The organism is Gordonia terrae (genome assembly GCF_001698225.1).
Classification (GTDB): domain Bacteria; phylum Actinomycetota; class Actinomycetes; order Mycobacteriales; family Mycobacteriaceae; genus Gordonia; species Gordonia terrae.
In genome coordinates this window covers 3,713,928-3,737,223 of sequence record NZ_CP016594.1, presented here as the reverse complement: position 1 = coordinate 3,737,223, position 23,296 = coordinate 3,713,928, and the positions used below count along the sequence as shown (strand labels likewise).

Annotated in this window: 21 protein-coding genes; 12 read left to right on the top strand and 9 right to left on the bottom strand. The window is 69.3% G+C overall.

Annotated elements, in window-relative coordinates; all coding sequences use genetic code 11:
* Window positions 1–85 precede the first annotated feature (85 nt).
* The 5 genes from BCM27_RS16770 (at window position 86) to ligA (ending at window position 6,094) form a co-directional block, all read left to right on the top strand.
* Window positions 86–1,306, top strand: a complete 1,221-nt coding sequence (locus BCM27_RS16770) for a cysteine desulfurase family protein (protein WP_172622063.1) — start codon at window positions 86–88, stop codon at window positions 1,304–1,306.
* Window positions 1,306–2,424: a tRNA 2-thiouridine(34) synthase MnmA gene (gene mnmA / locus BCM27_RS16765; RefSeq protein ID WP_004019284.1), complete on the top strand. Its 1,119-nt coding sequence runs from the start codon at window positions 1,306–1,308 to the stop codon at window positions 2,422–2,424. Before BCM27_RS16770 ends, mnmA begins: the two co-directional genes overlap by 1 nt.
* Window positions 2,421–3,437: a uroporphyrinogen decarboxylase/cobalamine-independent methonine synthase family protein gene (locus BCM27_RS16760; protein ID WP_004019285.1), complete on the top strand. Its 1,017-nt coding sequence runs from the start codon at window positions 2,421–2,423 to the stop codon at window positions 3,435–3,437. Before mnmA ends, BCM27_RS16760 begins: the two co-directional genes overlap by 4 nt.
* Before the next feature lie 42 nt (window positions 3,438–3,479).
* Entirely contained in the window at window positions 3,480–3,866 is a 387-nt protein-coding gene (locus tag BCM27_RS16755) for an MmcQ/YjbR family DNA-binding protein (protein WP_004019286.1), read from the top strand.
* 137 nt (window positions 3,867–4,003) lie between these two features.
* Window positions 4,004–6,094 (top strand): NAD-dependent DNA ligase LigA, encoded by a 2,091-nt coding sequence (ligA, locus tag BCM27_RS16750; protein WP_004019287.1) that lies wholly within the window; start codon window positions 4,004–4,006, stop codon window positions 6,092–6,094.
* Between the two features lie 4 nt (window positions 6,095–6,098).
* Here ligA and BCM27_RS16745 read toward each other — a convergent pair whose 3' ends face one another.
* Complete coding sequence (locus BCM27_RS16745; protein WP_033203976.1) at window positions 6,099–6,614, bottom strand: O-acetyl-ADP-ribose deacetylase; 516 nt, start codon at window positions 6,612–6,614, stop codon at window positions 6,099–6,101.
* A gap of 41 nt (window positions 6,615–6,655) precedes the next feature.
* A complete protein-coding gene (locus tag BCM27_RS16740; RefSeq protein ID WP_004019289.1) occupies window positions 6,656–7,324 on the bottom strand; it encodes an ACT domain-containing protein in 669 nt (222 codons plus the stop codon).
* Window positions 7,325–7,494: 170 nt separating this feature from the next.
* Here BCM27_RS16740 and gatC point away from each other — a divergent pair, with 170 nt between their 5' ends.
* A complete protein-coding gene (gene gatC, locus BCM27_RS16735; protein ID WP_004019290.1) occupies window positions 7,495–7,806 on the top strand; it encodes an Asp-tRNA(Asn)/Glu-tRNA(Gln) amidotransferase subunit GatC in 312 nt (103 codons plus the stop codon).
* Window positions 7,803–9,323 carry an Asp-tRNA(Asn)/Glu-tRNA(Gln) amidotransferase subunit GatA gene (gatA, locus tag BCM27_RS16730; RefSeq protein ID WP_004019291.1) on the top strand — a complete coding sequence of 507 codons (1,521 nt, stop codon included), beginning with the start codon at window positions 7,803–7,805 and terminating at the stop codon, window positions 9,321–9,323. Before gatC ends, gatA begins: the two co-directional genes overlap by 4 nt.
* A gap of 33 nt (window positions 9,324–9,356) precedes the next feature.
* Here gatA and BCM27_RS16725 read toward each other — a convergent pair whose 3' ends face one another.
* The gene (locus BCM27_RS16725) at window positions 9,357–10,601 is read right to left on the bottom strand and encodes an alpha/beta-hydrolase family protein (protein WP_004019292.1); all 1,245 of its coding nucleotides are present in this window, start codon (window positions 10,599–10,601) and stop codon (window positions 9,357–9,359) included.
* Window positions 10,598–11,296 (bottom strand): hypothetical protein, encoded by a 699-nt coding sequence (locus BCM27_RS16720; protein ID WP_239450612.1) that lies wholly within the window; start codon window positions 11,294–11,296, stop codon window positions 10,598–10,600. The genes BCM27_RS16725 and BCM27_RS16720 overlap by 4 nt, the downstream gene beginning before the upstream one ends.
* Window positions 11,297–11,461: 165 nt before the next feature.
* Here BCM27_RS16720 and BCM27_RS16715 point away from each other — a divergent pair, with 165 nt between their 5' ends.
* The 3 genes from BCM27_RS16715 (at window position 11,462) to BCM27_RS16705 (ending at window position 14,540) form a co-directional block, all read left to right on the top strand.
* Window positions 11,462–12,754, top strand: coding sequence for a sensor histidine kinase (locus tag BCM27_RS16715; protein WP_004019294.1), 1,293 nt, complete (start codon window positions 11,462–11,464; stop codon window positions 12,752–12,754).
* A gap of 9 nt (window positions 12,755–12,763) precedes the next feature.
* Entirely contained in the window at window positions 12,764–13,414 is a 651-nt protein-coding gene (locus tag BCM27_RS16710; protein WP_033203972.1) for a response regulator, read from the top strand.
* A gap of 91 nt (window positions 13,415–13,505) precedes the next feature.
* Window positions 13,506–14,540 (top strand): 6-phosphofructokinase, encoded by a 1,035-nt coding sequence (locus tag BCM27_RS16705; RefSeq protein WP_004019296.1) that lies wholly within the window; start codon window positions 13,506–13,508, stop codon window positions 14,538–14,540.
* A 13-nt stretch (window positions 14,541–14,553) separates the two neighbouring features.
* Here BCM27_RS16705 and BCM27_RS16700 read toward each other — a convergent pair whose 3' ends face one another.
* A complete protein-coding gene (locus BCM27_RS16700) occupies window positions 14,554–14,787 on the bottom strand; it encodes a PspC domain-containing protein (protein WP_033204042.1) in 234 nt (77 codons plus the stop codon).
* Window positions 14,788–14,920: 133 nt separating this feature from the next.
* Between BCM27_RS16700 and gatB the strand changes: the two genes are divergently transcribed.
* The gene (gene gatB, locus BCM27_RS16695; protein ID WP_004019298.1) at window positions 14,921–16,414 is read left to right on the top strand and encodes an Asp-tRNA(Asn)/Glu-tRNA(Gln) amidotransferase subunit GatB; all 1,494 of its coding nucleotides are present in this window, start codon (window positions 14,921–14,923) and stop codon (window positions 16,412–16,414) included.
* Window positions 16,415–16,668: 254 nt separating this feature from the next.
* Here the strand turns inward: gatB and BCM27_RS16690 are convergent, their stop codons facing one another.
* The gene (locus BCM27_RS16690) at window positions 16,669–17,865 is read right to left on the bottom strand and encodes a PQQ-dependent sugar dehydrogenase (protein WP_239450611.1); all 1,197 of its coding nucleotides are present in this window, start codon (window positions 17,863–17,865) and stop codon (window positions 16,669–16,671) included.
* Between the two features lie 107 nt (window positions 17,866–17,972).
* Here BCM27_RS16690 and BCM27_RS16685 point away from each other — a divergent pair, with 107 nt between their 5' ends.
* Entirely contained in the window at window positions 17,973–19,208 is a 1,236-nt protein-coding gene (locus BCM27_RS16685) for a DoxX family protein (protein WP_004019300.1), read from the top strand.
* A 67-nt stretch (window positions 19,209–19,275) separates the two neighbouring features.
* Here the strand turns inward: BCM27_RS16685 and ilvD are convergent, their stop codons facing one another.
* From ilvD to BCM27_RS16670, 3 genes are all read right to left on the bottom strand, one after another.
* Window positions 19,276–21,120, bottom strand: coding sequence for a dihydroxy-acid dehydratase (gene ilvD, locus BCM27_RS16680; protein ID WP_004019301.1), 1,845 nt, complete (start codon window positions 21,118–21,120; stop codon window positions 19,276–19,278).
* A gap of 259 nt (window positions 21,121–21,379) precedes the next feature.
* Entirely contained in the window at window positions 21,380–22,726 is a 1,347-nt protein-coding gene (mgtE, locus tag BCM27_RS16675) for a magnesium transporter (protein ID WP_004019302.1), read from the bottom strand.
* Between the two features lie 80 nt (window positions 22,727–22,806).
* Window positions 22,807–23,265, bottom strand: coding sequence for a PH domain-containing protein (locus BCM27_RS16670; RefSeq protein ID WP_004019303.1), 459 nt, complete (start codon window positions 23,263–23,265; stop codon window positions 22,807–22,809).
* Between the last annotated feature and the right edge of the window lie 31 nt (window positions 23,266–23,296).

The following is a 23,296-nucleotide window of genomic DNA, read 5'->3' as shown; positions in this document are numbered from 1 at the left end:
TCGGGTCGGTGAGGGGTCGGGTCGCCGATCGGCGACCCGATCGTGGAATTTGTCGGCGACCGACGCGCGTTTATCCTTGCTAGCGATGCCCGTGCCAAGCCGACCGCCCGTGAAGGCGCCTGTCTACCTCGACCACGCCGCTTCGACGCAGATGCTGCCCGAAGCCGTCGAGGCGATGACCGCCGTCTTCGCCCAGCCGGGTAACGCCTCGTCATTGCACGGGTCCGGCCGCACCGCGCGACGCCGGCTGGAGGAAGCGCGCGAGGCCATTGCCGCGGTCGTCGGCGCCCGGCCCTCCGAGGTCGTGTTCACCGGGGGCGGGACCGAGTCCGACAATCTGGCGATCAAGGGGATCTTCTGGTCCCGCCGGAACGCCGACCCGCGCCGTCGCCGGATCATCACCTCCGCCGTCGAGCACCACGCGGTTCTCGACCCCGCGCAATGGCTCGCCGACGAGGGCGACGCCGAACTCGTGCTGCTGCCCGTCGACGCCGACGGTGTGGTCTCGCCGGCCGACCTGCGCGCCGAGCTCGAGGCGCACGCCGACGAGACCGCCCTCATCTCGATCATGTGGGCCAACAACGAGGTCGGCACGATCCAGCCGATCACCGAGATCGCCGCGCTGGGGTCCGAGTTCGGGGTCCCGGTGCACTCCGACGCGATCCAGGCGGTCGGCCACCTGCCGGTCGATTTCGCCGCGAGCGGCCTGTCCGCACTCAGCCTGACCGCCCACAAGTTCGGCGGCCCGCAGGGCGTCGGAGCCCTGCTCCTCGGTCGCGACGTCGGATGCGTTCCGCTGCTGCACGGTGGCGGGCACGAACGTGACGTGCGGTCGGGAACCCAGGACGTCGCCGGCGTGTCCGGCATGGCTGCCGCTCTCTCGTGGTGCGTCGAGAACCTGGATGCGACCACCGCGCACGTCCGAGCGCTGCGGAACCGGTTGACCGACGTACTGCTCGGCGTCGACGGGGCGGTGCTCAACGGTGCCGATGGCGCCGGTCGTCTTCCCGGCAACGTGCACGTGTCGTTCGCCGGGTGCGAGGGTGACTCGCTGCTGATGCTCCTCGACGCCAAGGGTGTCGAGTGCTCGACCGGATCGGCCTGTACCGCCGGCGTCGCTCAGGCCAGCCATGTGCTGCTGGCGATGGGGCTCGACATGGCCGATGCCCGATCGTCGTTGCGTTTCTCCCTCGGCCACACCACCACCGACGCCGACATCGATGCGGTCGCCGCGGTCATCGACGAGGTCGTCGACCGGGCGCGGGCCGCGGGTCTGGTGTCCGTCCCCGGCGGAAGGATCTCCTGATGCGAGTACTGGCGGCGATGAGTGGCGGCGTCGACTCGGCGGTCGCCGCGGCACGAGCGGTCGAGGCCGGCCACGAGGTGGTCGGAGTTCACCTGGCATTGTCCACGGCGCCGGGTGCGTTGCGCACGGGCTCGCGCGGTTGCTGCTCGCGGGAGGATGCCTCCGACGCCCGCCGGGCGGCCGACGTCCTCGGAATCCCGTTCTACGTCTGGGATTTCGCCGACCGATTCAAAGACGACGTCATCGACGAATTCGTCGAGGCCTACGCGGCCGGACGCACGCCGAACCCCTGCCTGACGTGCAACGAGAAGATCAAGTTCGCCGCCCTCGCCGACAAGGCGGTCGCCCTGGGGTTCGACGCGCTGGCCACGGGCCACTACGCCCAGCTCGTCGACGGGGAGTTGCGGCGCGCGGTCGATGCCGACAAGGACCAGTCCTATGTGCTCGCCGTCCTGACGCGTGACCAGTTGTCGCGGGCGATGTTCCCTATCGGCGACACTCCGAAGTCCGAGATCCGGGCCGAGGCGGCCCGGCGCGGTCTGGCCGTCGCGGACAAGCCGGATTCCCACGACATCTGCTTCATCCCCAGCGGTGACACCCGCGCGTTCCTCGGTGCCCGCATCGGCGTCCGGCCGGGAGCGATTGTCGACGCGTCGTCGGGTGAGCGTCTCGCCGAGCACGACGGTGTCCACGGCTTCACCATCGGTCAGCGCAAGGGCCTCGGGGTCGAGGCACCGGCCGCCGACGGGAAGCCGCGCTATGTCACCGAGATCGATCCGGACTCCGGGACGGTGACGGTCGGGACGGCCGCCGATCTCCAGGTCTGGGGGATCACCGCCACCCGCGCGGTCTGGACGTCGGGGGTCACCCCCGACGAACCCTTCGACGCCATGGTGCAGGTCCGGGCCCACGGCGGACTCGCGCCCGTGCGGGCAACCGCGACCATGGTCGACGGCGAGCCCGGAATCGAGATCGCGCTGCAGGAGCCGCTCACCGGCGTCGCCCGCGGTCAGGCCGCGGTGCTGTATCTGCCCGATGCCCGACGCGGCGACCAGGTCGTCGGGTGCGGGCGGATCGCCACCACCTCGTCGCAGCCGACTGTCGTACCGTCTCCGTGACCGGATCGGGGCTGCCCACCGGCGTGGGCACCGGCGTGGGTTCGATGCCCGGAACCGACGCGCGTGCCGCCGCCGAGGTGGTCAACGGTGAGCTCGACTTCACGCACCTCGTCGAACTCCCCGGTCGTGGCATCGGCTCGGATCTGATCGGCCGGATGGCAGCCATCCTCGTTGACCTGCCGATGGACACCGCGACGTGGGGATACCGCCTCGCCCAACGCCATTCCCGGTTGGCCCGGCGGGCGGCAGATCTCCTCGCCGAGGACCTCGACGTCGTCGAGGAACTCTGGGAGACCGCGGGATTCGTCGGCACCGGTCGCCCGTTCAAGGTGCAGGTCGCCGGTCCGTTCACCACGTCGGCGTCGGTCGAGCTGGCCAATGGGCAGCGAGTCCTCAAGGACCATGGTGCGGTCCGCGACATCGTCGAGTCGACGGCCGAGGGTGTGCGTGAGCATGTCGCCGAGGTGGAACGCCGGCTCGGTGCGCGCGTGGTGGTCCAGCTCGACGAGCCGATGATCGGCCAGGTCATCGACGGCGCGGTGAAGCCGCTGACGCGCTTCGACCCCATCCGGGCGGTACCGGTGGTCGAGGTGGCGCGAGCACTCACCGAACTCGTCGACCACGTCGGTGCGCCGGTGATCCTGCACGATTGCGGCCGACCACGATGGGACCTGCTCGAGCACCTCCCCGGCGTCGCGTATTCGATCGATGTCACCAAGCCGTCGGCGACCGATCTCGACGGCATCGGCGCCCTCGTCGATCGCGGCGGCGTGCTCGTCGCCGGACGCGTGCCCTCGACCGCGCCCGACCGCCCGCTGGCGGCCGAACGCGTGGCCACCGAACTCGCCGCGCTGACCGACCGCATCGGACTGAACCGGAAAGTGTTGGCGGACAATGTCATCGTGGCGCCTACCTGTGGTCTCGCCGGTGCCTCGGCAAGCTGGGCCAAGTCGGCGCTGGCGATCACCGCCGAAGCCGGTCAGCTGTTGGCCGGCGATCCCTCGGCGCTGTAGAAAACACTGCGGGTTCGACGCGCCAGACCTATCCTCGTCGGTATGCCGCACCCGATCATGTTCGACGACGCGGACCCGTATCTGGGCCGGATCCGCGAGATCGCGCTCGCGCTACCCGACGCCACCGAGGTCGTCGCGCATGGTCGGCCGACCTTCCGCTGCGGCAAGATGTTCGGCAATTACGGCGGTGGCGTGAAAGGCAGCAAGGTTCGCCACGACCAGTCGATCCTGGTCCTCGCCGACGACTCCGAACGGCCCGCCCTGCTGGACGATCCGCGGTTCTTCCTACCCGCCTATCTCGGCCCCGCAGGCTGGGTGGGTCTGATCCTCGACGACGACACAGACTGGGACGAGGTCGGCGAACTGCTCGACACCAGCTACCGCCAGATCGCACCCAAACGGTCGGTGGCCAAGCTCGGTCCGTTGTGATCGTCGGCGCGGAAACTCCCGCGGTCCCGTCTCCGTCCCGCTGATCGGATCTCATCAGCGGGAGGGAAGCAGTACCGCGCGAACGAGACATCGGTTGACGAGCTGGGTCTGTCCGACTGCTCCGATACCCTCGGAGCGTGGCAGATACAACGGAGTCGGGTCAGCCGGTCACCGAGCAGTCGGGGCCGGAGGGAGACCTTCGCGAGGAGTGGACGGCTCTCGCCGAGGAGATCCGCGAGCACCAGTTCCGCTACTACGTGAAGGACGCGCCGGTCATCACCGACGGCGAGTTCGATCTCCTCCTTCGGCGTCTGCAGGCACTCGAGGAAGCGCATCCGGAACTCGCGATCGCGGACTCACCCACCAAGCTCGTCGGTGGTGGATTCTCCACGGCATTCTCCCCGGCGGACCATCTCGAGCGAATGATGTCGCTGGACAACGTCTTCGACCACGACGAGATGCGCACCTGGGTCGACCGCGTGGTCGCCGACGCCGGCACCCGGGTGGACTTCCTCTGCGAACTCAAGATCGACGGGGTGGCCCTCGCGCTGGTGTACCGGAACGGGGTCCTGGAACGGGGCGTCACCCGCGGCGACGGCCGCACCGGTGAGGACGTGTCGCTGAACGCACGCACGATCGACGACATCCCGATGCGCCTGGCCGAGTCCGCGGAGTACCCGATTCCCGAGGTCCTCGAGGTGCGCGGCGAGGTCTTCTTCCGGGTGGAGGACTTCGAGGCGCTGAACGCCTCCCTCGTGGCGGAGGGCAAGGCGCCCTTCGCGAACCCGCGCAACTCGGCCGCCGGCTCGCTGCGCCAGAAGAACCCGCAGATCACCGCCCGCCGCAGGCTGCGGATGATCTGCCACGGCATCGGGCATACCGAGGGCTGGCGGCCGGAGTCCCTGCACGATGCCTACCTGGCGCTCGGCGCCTGGGGTCTACCGGTGTCGACGCACACCACCAAGGTGTCCGGTGCCGACGAGATCCTCGACAAGATCACCTACTGGGGCGAACACCGTCACGACGTCGAGCACGAGATCGACGGCATCGTGGTCAAAGCCGACGACGTCACCGTGCAACGACGCCTCGGGTCCACATCGCGTGCGCCGCGGTGGGCCATTGCCTACAAGTACCCGCCCGAGGAAGCCACCACCAAGCTCTCCGACATCCAGGTCAACGTCGGACGGACCGGCCGCGTCACCCCCTTCGCGGTCCTCGAGCCGGTCCTCGTCGCCGGTTCGACGGTGTCCCGTGCGACCTTGCACAACGGATCGGAGGTCAAGCGCAAGGGCGTGCTGATCGGCGACACCGTGACCATCCGCAAGGCGGGCGACGTGATTCCCGAGGTCCTCGGACCCGTCGTCGACCTCCGTGACGGCAGCGAAGTCGAGTTCGAGATGCCGGAGAAATGCCCGGCATGCGGCACACCGCTGCGGCCGGAGAAGGAGAGCGACGCCGACCTTCGCTGCCCGAATCAGGAGAGTTGCCCGGCTCAGTTGCGCGAGCGGCTCTTTCATCTCGCCGGCCGCGGTTCCTTCGACATCGAGGCGCTCGGCTACGAGGCTGCGTCGGCCCTGCTGTCGGCGGGGGTCCTCACCAACGAGGGCGACCTGTTCTCGCTGACCGCCGACGATCTGGTCCGCACCGACCTGTTCACCACCAAGGCGGGTGCGCTGTCGGCCAACGGCAAGAGACTGCTGGCGAACCTCGACAAGGCCAAGGACGTGGCGCTGTGGCGCGTGCTGGTCGGGCTGTCCATCCGCCACGTCGGGCCCACCGCCGCCCGCGCCCTGGCCACCGAGTTCGGTTCGCTCGAGGCGATCGAGGCCGCCGACATCGAACGACTCGCCGCGGTCGAAGGGCTGGGGATGACCCTGGCCCAGTCCATCCATGACTGGTTCACCGTCGACTGGCACCGGGACATCGTCGAGAAGTGGCGGGCTGCAGGCGTTTCCATGGAGGACGAACGGGATGAGTCGATCGTCCGAACGCTGGAGGGCAAGACGATCGTGGTGACGGGCTCGCTGGTGGACTTCTCCCGTGACGGGGCCAAGGAGGCGATCCTGCAGCGCGGTGGCAAGGCGTCGGGTTCGGTGTCGAAGAAGACCGACTACGTGGTGGTGGGGGATTCGCCGGGGACCAAGGCCGACAAGGCCGAACAGCTCGGCGTGCCGGTGCTCGACGAGGACGCCTTCAAGCGGCTGTTGGAGACCGGCGAAGCGGAGTGATCGTTCAGCCCAACGCGGACTCGAACGCGCGGTAGGCGCGCTGATCGAACAGGACGAACCGGACCTCTTCGATCGACGTGTCCGGCACCGCGGCGCGTACCGTCTCGACCGCCCTGCGGGCCCCGTCGTCCATCGGCCAGCCGTACACGCCGGTCGAGATCGCCGGGAAGGCGATCGTGGTGGCACCCAGTTCGGTTGCGACACGTACTGATTCGCGGTAGCAGGAGACGAGGAGGTCGGAGCGGTCCTCGTCGTAGGAGTGGACCGGACCGACGGTGTGGATGACCCAGCGCGCATCCATGTCGCCCGCGGTGGTGGCCACCGCCTCGCCGACCGGCAGGCCGCGGCGGTAGGGACCCGCGCGGAGCTCCCGACACTCGGCGAGAATCGCCGGGCCGCCGCGCCGGTGGATCGCGCCGTCGACCCCACCACCGCCGAGCAACGTCGAATTGGCGGCGTTGACGATCGCGTCGACCGACTGCGTCGTGATGTCGCCCTGAACCAGAGTGATGGACGTCATCAGTCCATGATGCCCGCGGGACGGCCCGATGTGGCCGGCTCTCAGCTCTCGGTGCGCAACACGGTGCTGACGATCCCCGCGAGGTAACCGAGCCGCGCGACCTCGGACGGCCGGAAGTCCGGTCCGCCGATACGTCCGAGGAGAATCGCCTTCGACTCCGAGCCCAGCGGCGCCGCGGCGAGGCGGGTGTCCATGTCCTGCCACGCACCCGGTACCCAGTCGCCGTTGGCATCCAGCTCGGTGGCCCTCTCGAGAGGAAGCCAGTCGGCCCTGGTCAACGGTGTCTCCGGAGCCCCGGACGAGCCGAAGAGCTGCAACACGCCGCCACTCGCGGGGGTGATGACCATCGCCCACGAGACGCGTAGCACCCGGGGTGCGTTGTCCACGAGGACCTGCAGCCGGTCACGACCGGCCGTGGCCACCTGGTCGACCAGCTCGAGTTCGCGATGGGTGTCCAGGACCCCGGAGTAGGGCCGGATCGAGTCGACGCGGACACCGTTGACCTTCTCGGCCGCGGTGATCAGGCTGTCGGGCAGGGCGCCGGGGGCCACCTCGACGACGAGATCGTCCACCGCGTAGCCGTTGCCGCGCTCGACGACCTCGAGGGACAGGATGTCTGCACCGACCGAGCCGAGCTGCACGGCGAGCACGCCGAGGCTGCCCGGCCGGTCTTCGAGATAGACCCGCAACAGGTAGGACACGTGCGACATTCTCGCACCCACGCGCGTGGTGCGCGCAGCGCCCGCGGCCCAACGGGTGGCTGGGGTGAGTCCGCGTCGCGGGTTCCCATAGTCTGGAGACGTTGCGCGAACCGTGTCCACGACGCGATGAGGGCGGCACAGAGGACGACACGAACAATGATGTGAGGAAGGACGCTGCAGTGGCTGGCGAACCGAAGTCCATATCGCGGGACGAGGTCGCGCATCTGGCGCGACTGTCGCGACTGGCACTGAGCGAGGACGAACTCGATGTCTACGCCGAGCAGCTGGACTCGATCCTGACCCACGTCGCGTCGGTGTCGGAGGTGGCCGCCCACGATGTGCCCGGCACCGCCCACCCGGCCGAGCTCGCGAACGTGCTGCGTCCCGACGTCGTCGTTCCCGGCCTGACGACCGACGCCGCGCTGTCCGGTGCGCCCGCGGTCGAACAGGACCGGTTCGCCGTCCCGCAGATCCTGGGAGAAGAGCAGTGAGTCCCGATTCCAGCGCCCCCGGTTCCAGTGCCGCAGCGCCGCGTCCCGCGGGTGATCTGACCGGACTGTCCGCCGCCGAACTCGCCACCAAGATCGGTGCGCGCGAGGTCAGCTCGGTGGAGGTCACCCAGGCTCACCTCGATCGCATCGCCGAGATCGACGACCAACTCGGCGCGTTCCTGCACGTGAGCGGCGCCGAAGCGCTGGTTGCCGCCAAGGCTGCCGACGACGCGATCGCCGCCGGTGAGACCCCGTCGGCTCTCGCGGGCGTGCCCATCGCGCTCAAGGACGTCTTCACCACGGTCGACGCCCCCACGACGTGCGGCTCCAGGATTCTCGAGGGCTGGGTGCCGCCGTACGACGCCACGGTCACCGAACGCCTTCGTGCCGCGGGTATCCCGATCCTGGGCAAGACCAACATGGACGAGTTCGCCATGGGCAGCTCGACCGAGAACTCGGCGTATCAGCTGACCCGGAACCCGTGGGACCCCACCAAGATCCCGGGTGGCTCGGGCGGCGGCAGCGCAGCGGCGCTCGCGTCGTACGAGGCGCCCCTGGCGATTGGCACCGACACCGGTGGTTCGATCCGCCAGCCGGCCGCCGTCACCGCGACCGTCGGGGTCAAACCCACCTACGGCACGGTCTCGCGGTACGGACTCGTGGCATGCGCCTCGTCCCTGGACCAGGGCGGACCGTGTGGCCGCACCGTCCTGGACACCGCGATGCTGCACGAGATCATCGCCGGGCACGATCCGCGTGACTCCACCTCGATCGACGTGCCGGTGCCCGACGTGGTCTCGGCTGCCCGCGAGGGCGCCGAGCGGGATCTGACGGGCGTCCGGATCGGTGTGGTCACCGAACTGCAGGGCGAGGGCTACCAGTCGGGCGTGCTCGACTCGTTCCACCAGGCGGTCAAGCTCCTCGAGGAGCGCGGCGCCGAGGTGGTTGAGGTCAGCTGCCCGCACTTCACCTACGCGCTCGGCGCCTACTACCTGATCCTCCCGTCGGAGGTGTCGTCGAACCTGGCGCGCTTCGACGCGATGCGCTACGGATTGCGCGTCGGCGACGACGGCTCGCATTCGGCCGACGAGGTCATGGCGCTGTCCCGCGAACAGGGCTTCGGGCCAGAGGTCAAGCGCCGCATCATGATCGGCACCTATGCGTTGTCGTCGGGCTACTACGACGCCTACTACGGGCAGGCGCAGAAGGTCCGCACCCTGATCTCGCGCGACTTCGCCACCGCCTTCGAGAAGGTCGACGTGCTGATCTCGCCGACCACTCCGACCACCGCGTTTCCGATCGGGGAGAAGGTCGACGATCCGCTCGCGATGTACCTGTTCGACCTGTGCACGCTGCCGGTGAATCTCGCCGGCATCGGGTCGATGTCGGTGCCGTCGGGGCTGTCGGTCGACGACGGGATGCCGGTCGGGTTGCAGATCATGGCCCCCGCCCTCGCCGACGACCGGCTGTACCGCGTCGGCGCCTCCTACGAAGCGGCTCGCGGCCCGATCGTCTGACGGACCCTCGAGCCGCGCCGGCGCGGCGGAGCCTCAGTTCCGCAACGGGTGTGGCGGTCCGGCCTGCTCCGATCCATACCGATGACCGACGCCGGCCGCCCCGTCGAGCGCGCCGAGCAGGTCGACGCTGGTCTGTACGAAGCTGATCACGGGCAACCACGGCGCGTCGGGTACCCGCGGACCACGGACATGGGTGTCGTCGGTCGCTCGGTGCGGACGCCACAGTTCGGTGAGCGACCAGCGCACCACGGGATCGCTGGAATTGGCGAGAACCGTTCGCGGGGTGCGGGAGATCGGGGTGACGGTTCCCGCCGGCGGGGCGACCAGCACGGTCTCGGCCAGCAACGACGAGTGCTCGTTCTCCAGCCACACCCGCGCGGCGTCGGCACCCACGGCTCCGAGGCTCTGCCCGTGGAGAATCACTCGCGGACGTTCGTGCGCGGGGACACCGTCGAGCACGGTCGCCAGCGCCGACACCATGGCGATCGCCGACTCCGCGGATCCGGACCGGTCGGACACGAAGGCCTGCCACGACGGAACCCGGTCGTAGGGGAGGGCGAGGATCCGGACGTCGCCGGCGAAACGACTGTCGAATCCGTCGACGGCCGCGGAATCGACCCAGCCCGACCCGGTCGGCACCGCAACCACGACCGCACGCGCCGAGAGTCCTCCCGACGCGGTCCACCTGCGCGTGAGATCGGCTGCGGCCGCGTCGAACTCACCGACCCTCAGCTCGCCCCGCAGTAGCGTTTCCGGGTCGTGCTGCGCCGACGACGAGACCGGCAACCGCTGTTCGTCGGCGCCGGCATCGGCGGGTGCCAGCAGTCCGGCCGTGAGTGCGAGGCCTCCGGCGGCGACCACCGCGGCGGTCCGCGGGACAGCCACGATCGCCACCACGACCACGGCGGCCGGCAGTGTCGCCGCGGCGAACCACCCCACACCCGCGGGTGCGACGTCGACCGCGGACCGGATGAGGTTCTGCCACCAGACCGCCATGCCGACCGCGCATCCGAGGATCACCAGGCAAGAGCCGAACACGATGCGCCGCGCCTGGTCATCCGGCCTGCGCTTGCTGCGCCGTGCGAGGACCATCCCGGTGCACGCCCCCAGCGCGCTGAACACAGTGGTCAGGACCGCGGTGGTCGTCGTATCGCGTGGCAGGGTGCCCGGGTAGAGCGCGGCGAGGTGGCCGAGCATCACCGCGACACTGACGGTCGGGTGCGGCCACGACCCGAATGTGCTGTCGCGCAACCGCCGCGGGTCTCGATGCGACGTCATCGCTGCCGCACCTCGTACTCGTCCGGGTCGACCAGGGCGCGCTGGAAGCTCGTGTACACCAGTGCCGGCAGCGTCTCGCCCCGGGTGGGGGGACCGCCGTACTGACGCCACGTGTTCCACGCCAGCCCGATCCGGGCGCCGTGCGCGGCTGTCGTGCACGTAGGCGTCCGGCAGGACGCGTACATCCGGTCGATCAGCATGCGGTCGAGGGCGATCCGGGCCCACGCTCCGAGCGGGGCGCCGTCATGCTGTGCCGCCCGCAACAGGTCATAACCGAAGTCATGGGTGCGGCACAGGGAAGTGAAGTGTTGCGGCAACGGAACCGGCGACGAGCAGTCCCCGTCCGGATCGACCGGGTATCCGTCGACGACCTGGGGAACGTACCCCTGCGCCGCGACGAAGGACGCCGGGAGGGACGCCATCGCGGTCGCCGGGCGCGGTCCCACCAGGGCGACGACCACGGCCGCGTAGGGATTGTCGGCATCGTCCGGAGGTGCCGCGACCGTCGTGCTCGTCGGCGCGAGGAGTGGGCCGGCGACGGCGTGCGCGGTCGAGATCCATTGGCCGGTCAAGAGAACGGCGAGGGTGAGGGTCGCGGCCCACCACCGCGACCGTCTCCGGCGTGCGGCGAAACTCTTCGGGTCGGGGAAGTCGTTGTCCGGCCTGGTGTTTCGGATGTGTGCTGATCCGGTCATGGTCATCGACGCTATGAGTCGGAATCCCACCGGCACATCGCTCCCCGGAGCCGTCCCCGGTCGTCCCCAGGTCGGTTCGACGACGCCGGACCCGTACGCCGGTATCGGGTCGTCTCCCTCGGAAGTATGAGGTCGGCGAGTGGTCGGCGGGCCTAGGGTGAGGGCATGTTCGGATACCGCAAGAAGCTCCGCGCGGTGGGGGCGTCCTCACTGGAATGGGCGTCGACCGCACCGGTTGCCCAGGACCCCGCGGTGCGGCACTACTTCTCGTCGCGACTCAACTGGTTCTTCCTGTTCGTGGCGCTCGTCATGTACTCGGTCGCCTGGCCGACTCTGCCCATCACGCACTCCATGCCGGTGTTCGTGCTCCCCGTGGTCGCGGCCTTCGCGGCTCTGCCGATCGCCCTTGCGTGGTCGGCCCCGCTGCTGGGGTGGGCGATCTCGGTGGTCTCCGCCCAGCTCATCGGGATCGTCGTCCCGGTACGGGACACGTGGGAGCTGACCATCCAGGTGACCCACCTCATCGAGCTGCTGGTCCTCACCTTCATGGCCTTCCTCAAGTGCCCGCTGCGATGGATTCCGGTGGTCTGGGTCTCGACCTCGATCGTCATCGCCTTCGCCGTGCAGCCGACGGCGCGGGTCGGGTGGGTCTTCGGAATTTCCGTGCTCGCGGTGGTGGTCGCGTTGTTGCGGGGCCTGATGGCCTCGCGCCGGCAGCTGGCTGTTCGCACCGAGCAGACCGAGGCCGCCGAAGCCGAGGCGGCCGTGCTCCAGGAGCGGGCGCGCATCGCCCGCGACCTGCACGACGTGGTCGCTCACCGGATGTCGATGGTGGTGGTGATGTCACAGACCGCGAGATATCGCCTGCCGGATGTGAGTCCCTCGGCCGCAGCGGAATTCGACGCGATCGCCGATGCGGCCCGGACGTCCCTCGATGAGGTCCGGCAGTTGCTCGGGGTCCTCCGCGTCGAGGATGCGGCCGCTTCGGCGGCGCCCAATCCCGGCCTGGCCGAACTCGATTCGCTGGTCGCCGAGACACGCCGCGCCGGCGCCGAGGTCGTGCTGGAGCTGGACGTCGACACCGGTGACGTCGGCGAATCGGCTGCGCTGGTGATCTATCGGATCGTGCAGGAGTCGCTGGCCAATGCCACCCGGCACGCCCCCGGTGGGCGCGTGGACGTCGAGGTGACGCGCGGTGAGGGCGACCTCGTCGACGTCGCCGTGGTCAACACGGTCGCGACCGCCGATCCGTTGCAGATCGGGGGGAGCGGCGTGGGCATCCCCGGGATGATCGATCGCGCTCAGGCGGTGGGTGGTTCGCTGGTCGCCGCGCCCACACCGACCGGGGGCTTCGCCGTCCGCGCTCGAATCCCGGCGGCGCCGCGACGTGAGGTCGTCGTGCCCGAGCCGATCGTGACCTCCTCGGGTACCGGTGAGCCGCAGCCGCGACGACGGTAGCGTGACGGCGTGCCGATCACCGTAGTCATCGCAGATGACCAGGCCATGGTGCGTCAGGGCTTTTCGGCTCTGCTCGCCGCGCAACCCGATCTCTCGGTCCTCGGCGACGCCGCCGACGGGGTCGAAGCCGTCGAGGTGTGTCGCCGGGTGCGCCCCGATGTCGTCCTGATGGATGTGCGCATGCCGCGCAAGGACGGGCTGTGGGCGGCCGAACAGATCCTCGCGTCATCCGCCGAGCCGCCCACGCGTGTGCTGATGCTCACGACCTTCGACATCGACGACTACGTCTACGAGGCCCTGCGAATCGGCGCCTCGGGCTTCCTGCTCAAGGACGCACCCGCCGACGAGCTGGTGCGCGCGGTACGCGTCGTGGCCGCAGGCGAGGCCTTGCTGGCACCGTCGATCACCCGGCGACTCATCACCGAGGTCACCGCCAACCGCCGCCGGCCGTCGCGGGACGACAAACTCGACACCCTGACCCCGCGAGAACGCGAGGTGCTGGATCTGGTGGCCGACGGCAAGTCCAACGCCGAGATCGGTGCCGACCTGTTCGTCACCGAGCAGACGGTCAAGACACACGTGAGCAGCCTGCTGAACAAACTCCGGCTCCGGGATCGAGCCCAGGCGGTCGTGTTCGCCTACGAGAACGGCATCAAGTGATTTCGCGGCCAGCGCCCGGCTCGCCGGGGCACTAGATTGGGGATGTTCGGGCAGGTTCGACCGATGACGACAGGGAGGGTGGTCTCACCAGATGGCCAAGAGGTTCGGCATTCTGACGTCCGGGGGAGACTGCCCCGGACTGAACGCGGTGATCCGTGGCGCAGTGCTCAAAGGTGAGACCGTCTACGGCCACGAGTTCGTCGGCTTCCGGGACGGCTGGGCCGGACTCGTCTACGGCGACATCGTCGAACTCAACCGGTCGACGGTCCGCGGCCTGTCCAACCAGGGCGGCACCATCCTGGGCACGAGCCGGTTCGGTCCCTACTCCGAGCCCGACGGCGGACCCGAGAACATCAAGAAAGTGCTGAAAAATCTCGAGATCGACGGCGTGATCGCGATCGGCGGCGAGGGCACCGCCGCGGCGTCGAAGAGACTGTTCGACGACGGCATCAACATCGTCGGGGTTCCCAAGACCATCGACAACGACATCGCGGCGACCGATTACACCTTCGGCTTCAACACCGCGGTGGAGATCGCGACCGAGGCCATCGACCGGCTCCGCACCACCGGCAACTCGCACAAGCGGTGCATGGTGCTCGAGGTGATGGGCCGCCACGCCGGCTGGATCGCCCTGCACTCGGGGATCGCGGGCGGCGCCCACGTCATCCTCATCCCGGAGAACCCCGAGAGCCTCGACCAGATCTGTGCCTGGGTCACCAGCGTCAAGTCGCGTGGCCGGTCGCCGATGGTCGTCGTCGCCGAGGGGTTCACACTCCCGGAGATGACGGAGGCCCACTCGACCAAGGGTCTCGACGGCTTCAACCGACCCCGGCTCGGCGGCGTGGCCGAGGTGCTCGCGCCGCTCATCGAGGAGCGGACCGGCATCGAGACCCGGGCCACCATCCTCGGTCACATCCAGCGCGGCGGGGTGCCGTCGGCCTATGACCGGGTGCTGGCGACACGCATGGGCATGGCGACCGCCGACCTCGTCGCCGAGAAGGGCTGGGGGCAGATGGTCGCCCTGCACGGCACCGAGATCGCGCGCATCACCTTCGACGAGGCGCTCGGCGAGCTCAAGACCGTGCCGCTGGACCAGTACAAGGAGATCCGGGTCATCTTCGGCTGAGCCCGTGAGCGCCTCAGGCGGCGGGGGTGATCGTCGCGGCGGGCTCGCGCGGGATGATGATCCAGAGAGCCAGGTAGATCAGCACCTGGGGCCCGGGCAGCAGCATCGACAGGATGAACAGAACGCGGATGAGTGTCGGGTCCCAGCCCCAGCGTTCGGCGATGCCGCCGCACACACCGCCCAGCCACGAGTTCGTGCGCGAACGCATCAGGCGCGGGCCGCTGTAGGCGGGTTGTGGGGTGGTCATGTCGGCCTCCTGGGTGGGCATGTATCCCGACGTCGTTCGCCGGTGTCTTCGACGCTACGAGCGGGTGCACTTTCTCGGCATCGGTGATCACCCTGAACGTGCCCCTGGGATATCGCCGCATAAACTGACTGCCATGACTGACCTGTTGGACTACGACGAGGTGCTCGCCGCATTCGATCCGGTGATGGGCCTCGAGGTGCACGTCGAGCTGGGCACCGCGACCAAGATGTTCTGCGGGTGCCCCACCGAGTTCGGTGCCGACCCCAACACCCAGGTGTGCCCGGTGTGCATCGGACTGCCCGGCTCGCTCCCGGTCGCCAACGCCAAAGCGATCGAGTCCGCGATCCGCATCGGCCTGGCACTGAACTGCTCCATTCGGCCGTCGAGTGTCTTCGCGCGGAAGAACTACTTCTACCCGGATCAGCCGAAGAACTACCAGATCTCGCAGTACGACGAGCCCACGTCCTACGACGGTTACCTCGATGTCCTGCTCACCGACGGCACCACCTGGCGCGTCGAGATCGAGCGTGCCCACATGGAGGAGGACACCGGCAAGTCGCTCCACATCGGCGGCGCCACCGGCCGGATCCACGGTGCGAGTCATTCGCTGCTCGACTACAACCGCGCCGGCGTGCCGCTCGTCGAGATCGTGACGCGGCCCATCGAAGGTGCCGGGGAACGTGCGCCCGAGGTCGCCAGGGCCTACGTGTCGGCACTGCGTGACCTGCTCAAGTCGCTCGACGTCTCCGATGTGCGCATGGACCAGGGGTCGATGCGGTGCGACGTCAACCTGTCGCTGAAGACGAAGGACGCCACCGAGTTCGGCACGCGCACCGAGACCAAGAACGTCAACTCGCTCAAGAGCGTCGAGGTGGCCGTCCGCTACGAGATGCGCCGCCAGGCGGCCATCCTCCAGGCCGGGGGCGAGATCGTCCAGGAGACGCGGCACTTCCACGAGACCGACGGCACCACCTCGGCCGGCCGCCGCAAGGAGACCGCCGAGGACTACCGCTACTTCCCGGAGCCCGATCTTCCGCCCGTGCAGCCGGATTCGGCGTGGATCGAGGAACTCCGGGCAACCCTGCCGGAATTGCCGTGGCTGCGGCGGGCCCGCATCCAGGGGGAGTGGGGAGTCTCCGACGAGGTGATGCGTGACCTCGTCAACGTCGGCGCGGTCGATCTGATCATCGCCACCGTCGACGCCGGGGCGGCACCCGAGGCGGCGCGCGGCTGGTGGGTGTCCTTCCTTGCGCAGCAGGCGAACTCACGCGGGGTCGAACTCGCCGACCTGACCATCACACCCGCGCAGGTCGCCGAGATCATCGGGCTGGTCGACGAGGGCAAGCTCACCACCAAACTCGCGCAACAGGTCGCGACCGCCGTCCTCGACGGCGAGGGTGAGCCCGCGCAGATCGTCGCCGATCGCGGTCTCGAAGTGGTGCGCGACGACTCGGCTCTCCAGAAGGCCGTCGACGACGCACTCGCCGCGAACCCCGACATCGCCGAGAAGATCCGCGGCGGAAAAGTCCAGGCCGCCGGCAAGATCGTCGGCGACGTCATGAAAGCCACTCGCGGACAGGCAGACCCGGCGCGCGTGAAGGAACTGGTCATCGCGGCCTGTTCCTGACGACGACAGGCCCCCCTGTGCTCCCTGAGGAGTGCCCGGAGCTTGCGGAGGGCACGTCACGAAGGGTCTTCGCAATTCGCCTCGCCAAGACCCTTCGAGGCTCGTCGCTTGCGCTCCTCGCACCTCAGGGAGCAAGGGGCTGGGACCTGCGGTTTTGGGGTTCTTTCGGACTAGGGAGCAAGTGACTGGGACCTGAGGTTCTGTGGTTCTTTCGGATCAGGGAGCACAAGGTCGCTCCCAAGACAGGAGCACTATCACGTCCGGTCGTTGCCACCGCCGGACGGCAGGAAGCGGAACACGCGATCGTCGGTGGGCTTCGGTGAACCCACCTCCTTGTTGACGGTCGCCACCTGTAGCAACCCGTTGGGTAGCGCGGCCATCCGGCCGAGCGCGCCGTAGCGGCGTTCCAGCACGACGGCCGGCGCGGTGATCGTCGGCTCCTCCCGGGTGGGCTCGTTGATGGCCTCGATGCGCTGGGTGCGCGTCGTCGAGACGAAGATGCTGCCGGCCGCGACACCGCAGCCGGCGATCTGCGGCCGGTCGGGCCATGTCCACAACACCTTGGGTCCGCCTTCCTCGAGCACCTGCACGCGGTCTTCGGTGGCTGTCTGGTCGGCGACGTAGACGGTTCCGGTGGAAGCGTTGGGGCACAGCGACACCGTGGACCCGAAGCCGGAGGCGAGGATCGCCGGCCGCGGGCTCGCCCCCGAGGTGAACGACGTGACCAGCAGCACCTTGCCGGCGAGTGAGGACGGATCGTCGGCGGCCGCGGGATTCCCGGCGTTGCCGGTGGCGACCACGAGTTCGGTCGGTGACCGGAAGTACATCGCGCCCATGTTCCCGGTGGCTCCCCTGGGGATACCGGTCAGGATCGGTTTGGGCACGTCACCCGGCGCCAGACGGACGATGCGATTGTCCGCCGGGGTCGTGATGTAGGCGTAGATCAGCCGGTCCTGGGAGTAGGTGGGGGAGAAGGCGAAATCGATCAGACCGCCGTCCCCGGATGCATCGACGGGCGTCTCGCCCAGGGTGCGGGCGGGACCGTAGCGCTTGGTGGTGATGATCTTCCCGGTCGTGCGTTCGGCGACGACGGTGACCTCGCCCTGCTCGTCACCGGGCATCACACCGCCCGTCGATGCGAGGCAGGTGGCGATGACCGCGGGGTCGGGGTCGACGCACGGACCGGTCGGTGGCGGCTGCGTCTCGCGGGGGGTCTCCGGCGGCGGAGTCGGCTCGGGCTGACCGCTCGGCCGGTTGTTGGGGCTGAACGCGCCCGCCTCGCGCTGGTTGTCCTGTGCGGTGAAATCCGCACAGCCACCGACCAGGACGACCACCGCGGTCAGCACCGTCAGCAGGGTGCGCCACCGAACCCGTATCCGTCGATCCGCCGAGGCGGGTGAACTCGTCCGGCCGGCATCACCGCGCGTGCCCGTCGGGCGCCCCTTCCACATGGCGTCCACAGTAGTGGTGCCCCGGGCCGTGGTGCCCGAGCGTGGTGCCCCGACTCACCCCGCCGGGGTGCGGTGACGGCGGAGTGCGAGCCTCTAGAGTCGGGCGTGTGAGCGAACGCGACACGTCGGGCACCAGCGAGCGCGACACACCGGCGACGAGTCCCTACGACGAACCGACCGGACAGATCCCGGTCCCGGGTACCGGGAGTGGAGTGCCCGGTGTCGGACCCGGACCGGCGGCCGCGCGGCCCGAGCCCGGCCCGCCGACACCGCCCGCAGTGACCGACCGTGACGACTTCTACAACCGGCACGCCCGGCGGTCGCCGGCCCCCTACTCCCGGGTGGACGACCTCGACGACCTCGATCCCGGCGACGTGGAGACGCGTCCCGCCGCCGCGGGTACTCCGACGACGTCGCGGCCCATCGCCGAGCCACCCCGACCCGCCGCGCAGACCGCGCCCCCCGCCCCACCGGCGGCCGGGGCGGCAGGTCCGGCGGACGACGATTTCGAGACCGTCCAGTTCGCGAAGCATCCCGGTCCCGCCCGCGCGCAGCCCATCGACGGCCCCACCGACGACGCGGTCACCACGCCGGAGCCGGCGCTGCCGCCGGTCGGTACCGCGCGCTACGACTTCCTCGAGGACGACGACGATGTCGTGTCCCGCGCCCGGGCCCGCGGCGAGTCGACGGACACCGAGGTGCTCGACGACGAGCCGCGGGGCCGCCGCCGGTTCGGCCGGCGACGAACCGACGACGACACCGTCGTCCGTCGTGACAGTCCGGCCGACGACGATCTCGAGGACGCGCTCGCGAAGTCGCGCCGCGGCACGATCGATCTGGGTCTGCTGGTACTGCGCATCGCGCTCGGCGGCCTCGTCGGCGCGCACGGGCTGCAGAAGCTGTTCGGACTGTGGAACGGTCCGCGCCTCAGCGGATTCGAGTCCATGCTCGTCGACGCCGGGTTCAGCGCCGACTACGCGCAGGTCCTCGCGATCGTCGGCGCCCTGTCGGAGACGATCGGCGGTCTGATGGTGATCCTGGGCCTGCTGACGCCGATCGGGGCGTCGGCGATCCTGGGCACGATGCTCGTCGCGGCGGCCTTCAAGATGTCGATGGCAGGCGGGTTCACGTTCTTCGCTGCCGCCGGCGGGGTCGAGTTCGAACTGTTCCTGGCGGTGGCCGCGGCGGTCGTCATCCTCACCGGCCCGGGGTTGTACTCGCTCGACTACCCCCGCGGATGGGCGCGACGGCCGTTTGTCGGCTCGTTCTTGTGGCTCATCGTCGGCGCGGCCGCTGCCGTCGCGGTCTGGATCCTCGCGAACGGCAGCAACCCACTCGTCTGACACACAAGAGTGCGGGGTACGTATCGGAATCCGATACGTACCCCGCACTCTGGGTTTCGAGTGGCGGTCAGTCGACCTGACGCACCGCGCCGCGGTCCGCCGACGTCGCCAGCTTGGCGTAGGCGCGCAGCGCAGTCGTGACCGTGCGCTCACGGTCCTTCGGCTGCCAGGGACGCTCGGAGGCCTCCATCTTGGCGCGGCGCTCGGCGAGCACGTCGTCGTCGACGAGGACCTCGAGTCGGCGGGTCTTGACATCGATGAGGATCGGGTCGCCGTCCTCGACGAGTCCGATGGCACCACCCGACGCGGCTTCGGGAGACATGTGACCGACGGACAGACCCGACGATCCACCGGAGAACCGGCCGTCGGTGATGAGGGCGCACTTCTTGCCCATCCCGGTGCCCTTCATGAAGGCGGTCGGGTGGAGCATTTCCTGCATGCCGGGCCCGCCTGCGGGACCCTCGTACCGGACCACGAGGACCTCGCCGGCCTGAATGGTCTTGGACAGGATGACCTGGACGGCGTCCTCCTGGCTCTCGACGACGCGGGCCGGGCCCTCGAAGTGCCACAGATCCTCGTCGATGCCCGCGGTCTTCAGGACCGCCCCGTCCGGGGCGAGGTTTCCGCGGAGCACGCACAGACCGCCCTCGACGGTGTACGCGTGCTCCAGGTCGCGGATGCAGCCGCCCGCGGCGTCGGTGTCGAGCGAACTCCACCGGTTCGCGGTCGAGAACGGGGTGGTGGTGCGAACACCGCCGGGTGCGGCGTGGAACAGTTCGACGGCCTCGTCGATGGCCTTGCCGCCGCGGATGTCCCAGTCGTCGAGGGCCTGGGCCATGGTGGCGCTGTGGACGGTCGACGTGGTGTCGTCGAGCAGACCGGCGCGGCGCAGTTCGCCGAGGATGGCCGGGATTCCGCCCGCCCGGTGGACGTCCTCCATGTGATAGTCGGAGTTGGGGGAGACCTTCGACAGGCACGGCACATTGCGGCTGATCTCGTCGATGACCGTGAGGTCGAAATCGGCGACCTCGCCCTCCTGCGCCGCGGCGAGGATGTGCAGAACGGTGTTGGTCGAGCCCCCCATCGCGACGTCGAGGGCCATCGCGTTGCGGAATGCGGTCGGCGTGGCGATGTTCCGCGGGAGCACCGACGCGTCGTCGTCGCGGTACCAGCGGGTCGCCGCGTCGACGACGACCTCGCCGGCCCTGGTGAACAGGGCGCGGCGCGCTTCGTGGGTGGCCAGGGTCGAACCGTTGCCGGGCAGGGCGAGCCCGAGCGCTTCGGTGAGGCAGTTCATCGAGTTGGCGGTGAACATGCCCGAACACGAACCGCAGGTGGGGCACGCAGCCGCCTCGACCTCACTCAGGCCCGCATCGTCGACCTCGCTGTTGGCCGACGCGGAGATGGTGGTGATCAGATCCGACGACGGGTGTGCGACATCGCCGACGACGACGGCCTTCCCGGCCTCCATCGGTCCGCCGGAGACGAACACCGTCGGGATGTTCAGGCGCATCGCGGCATTGAGCATGCCCGGAGTGATCTTGTCGCAGTTCGAGATACACACCAGTGCGTCCGCGGTATGGGCGTTGACCATGTATTCGACGGAGTCGGCGATGATCTCGCGACTGGGCAGCGAGTAGAGCATGCCGCCGTGACCCATCGCGATGCCGTCGTCGACGGCGATGGTGTGGAATTCGCGCGGCACGCCTCCGGCGGCTCGCACCGCGTCGGCCACGATGTCGCCGACGTTCTTCAGATGCACGTGACCCGGCACGAACTGGGTGTAGGAGTTGGCGATCGCCACGATCGGCTTGCCGAAATCGTCGTCGGTCATCCCGGTGGCGCGCCACAGGGAGCGGGCGCCGGCGGCTTCGCGGCCGACGGTGGTGGTGCGTGACCTCAGAGCAGGCATGGGTTCCTCGAATCGATCGTGTGGCTCGGGCGGGCCCGGCGCGATCGGACGTGCAGTGACAGACCGGCGCCGGACTCTTCGGCTCAACACCGCGACCCCGGGGTTGTTTCCCACGGGCTGTGGCCGGGCGCGGCTGTGTTGACGGGCGCCGCCTCGCTGAGGGTGGGCGTGGGGGAGCGCCGAGAAGCCAGGCTACTCCGCTGTGACGAGGGGTAACAAAACGATTCGGCGTCTCGGGGACGCCTTCGCCGGTGCGGGGTCAGATCCCCAGCACCGCCTTGGCGATCGAGAAGTAGACGAGGAGGCCGGTGGCGTCGCAGAACGTCGAGATGAACGGTGTGGAGAACACCGCGGGGTCGACACGGATGGACTTCGCGATCAACGGCATCACGCCGCCCACGGTCGCGGCGAGCGTGCACACCGACAGGATCGTCAACCCGATGACCACGCCGATGTCGAGGCCGTAGACGAGTGCGGCGACGGTGAACCCGGCGAGGCCGAGCAGAGCCCCCATGGTCAGCCCGACCCGGACCTCCTTGGCGGCGACGCGGGCGACGTCGCGCGGGGCGACCTCGTCGGTGGCGAGTGCGCGGGTCACGGTCGTCGCCGCCTGCGAACCGGTGTTGCCGCCGATCCCGGTGAGCAGCGGGATGAACAGTGCCAGTGCGACCCGCTGCTCGAGGGTGCCCTCGAAGATCTCCAGCACGTTGACGGTGAGAATCGCCGACACCGCGAGGACGAACAGCCATACGATCCGGGCGCGCGTGATCGACAGGATGGAGGACAGCAGATAGGGATCGCGGAGCGGTTCGCGCGCGCCGGCGCGGGCCTCGTCGGTGTCGCGGGCCTGCTCGACGACCTCGACGGCATCGTCGATCGTCAGGACGCCGACCAGTCGGCTGTCGTTGTCGACGACGGGCATCGCGAGGATCCCGCGGTCCACACAGCGCTGCGCGGTGGTCTCGGCGTCGTCCTCGGCATGGGCGAACATCGGCTTGTTCATCAGGTCGCGGACGGTGTCCGCCGGGTCGGCGAGGAGGAGGTCGCGCAGGCTGACCACACCGCACAGCGAGCGCGCGCCGTCGAGGACGGGCACGGTGTAGATCGTCTCCGCGGCGTGTCCGCGTTCGCGAACGCGGGCCAGTGCGTCGCCGGCCGATTCGTCCTCGCGCGCGTGGACGAACTCGGGACTCATCCGACGTCCCACCGAACCTCGCGGGTAGCCGAGGACCACCGCCGTCATGTCGCGCTCGGCCGGGGTGAGTTGCTGGATCAGCGACTTCGCGACTCCCGCGGGCAACTCGTCGAGCAGTTCGGCGCGGTCGTCGGGGTCGAGGTGGTCGAACGCGGCGGCCACCTCCGCGGTGCCGAGGTCGTCGATGAGTCGGCGCTGCGAGCCGGCCGACAGATCGTCGAACACCTCCACCGCGAGGTCCTTGGCCAGCAAACGGAACGCGATCCCGCGGGACTTGTGGGGGAGGCGGTCGAGCAGAGCGGCGATGTCGCCCGCAGGCAACGTGGACAGCGTCGTGCCGACCTCTGCGAGGCCACCTGCCGAGATCAGTTCGTCGAGTTCACCGGCGTCGAGTGTTCGGGTGTTCTCCACGGCCGCACTCTATCGCCGCCTGCGGGATGTTGATGAGACCGAGGGGAGCCTGATCCGTGCCAGGAATCACGGGCAGACGATCACTCGGCGGAACGGGCCGCCTCGAAGGGGTCCGGGATGCGGCCGCCGCTGACGATCGACAACGCCGGGAGATCGCGGAAACCGATGGCGGGCAATCGGACCCGACTGCCGTCGGTCAGCACCGCGCGGACCGAACTCCACTTCGGGAACTGCAGTCCCGCGACCTCCGACCAGGCGATCTCGGTGGTGGAGAACATCCGGACGGCGCGCAGGCCGTCCTCGGTGACCACGGTCCGCAGTCGGTGGATCCACAACCACAGCACGACGGGGATGACCAGGGCGATGGCGAACCACGGGGAGGCGCCGACCAGCAGCACGACCACCAGGGCGACCATCGGGACCGTGAAGTACGCGATCCGGTTGATGCGGAACGTCACCGGGTAGTCGAATGTCACGTCGTCGGCGGCAGAGGTCGTGCTGGTCTTCGGGTCTACGGGGTCGGTGGAATCAGTCGGCACCCGTCCATTGTGCCAACCGGTCCCGTGCCTC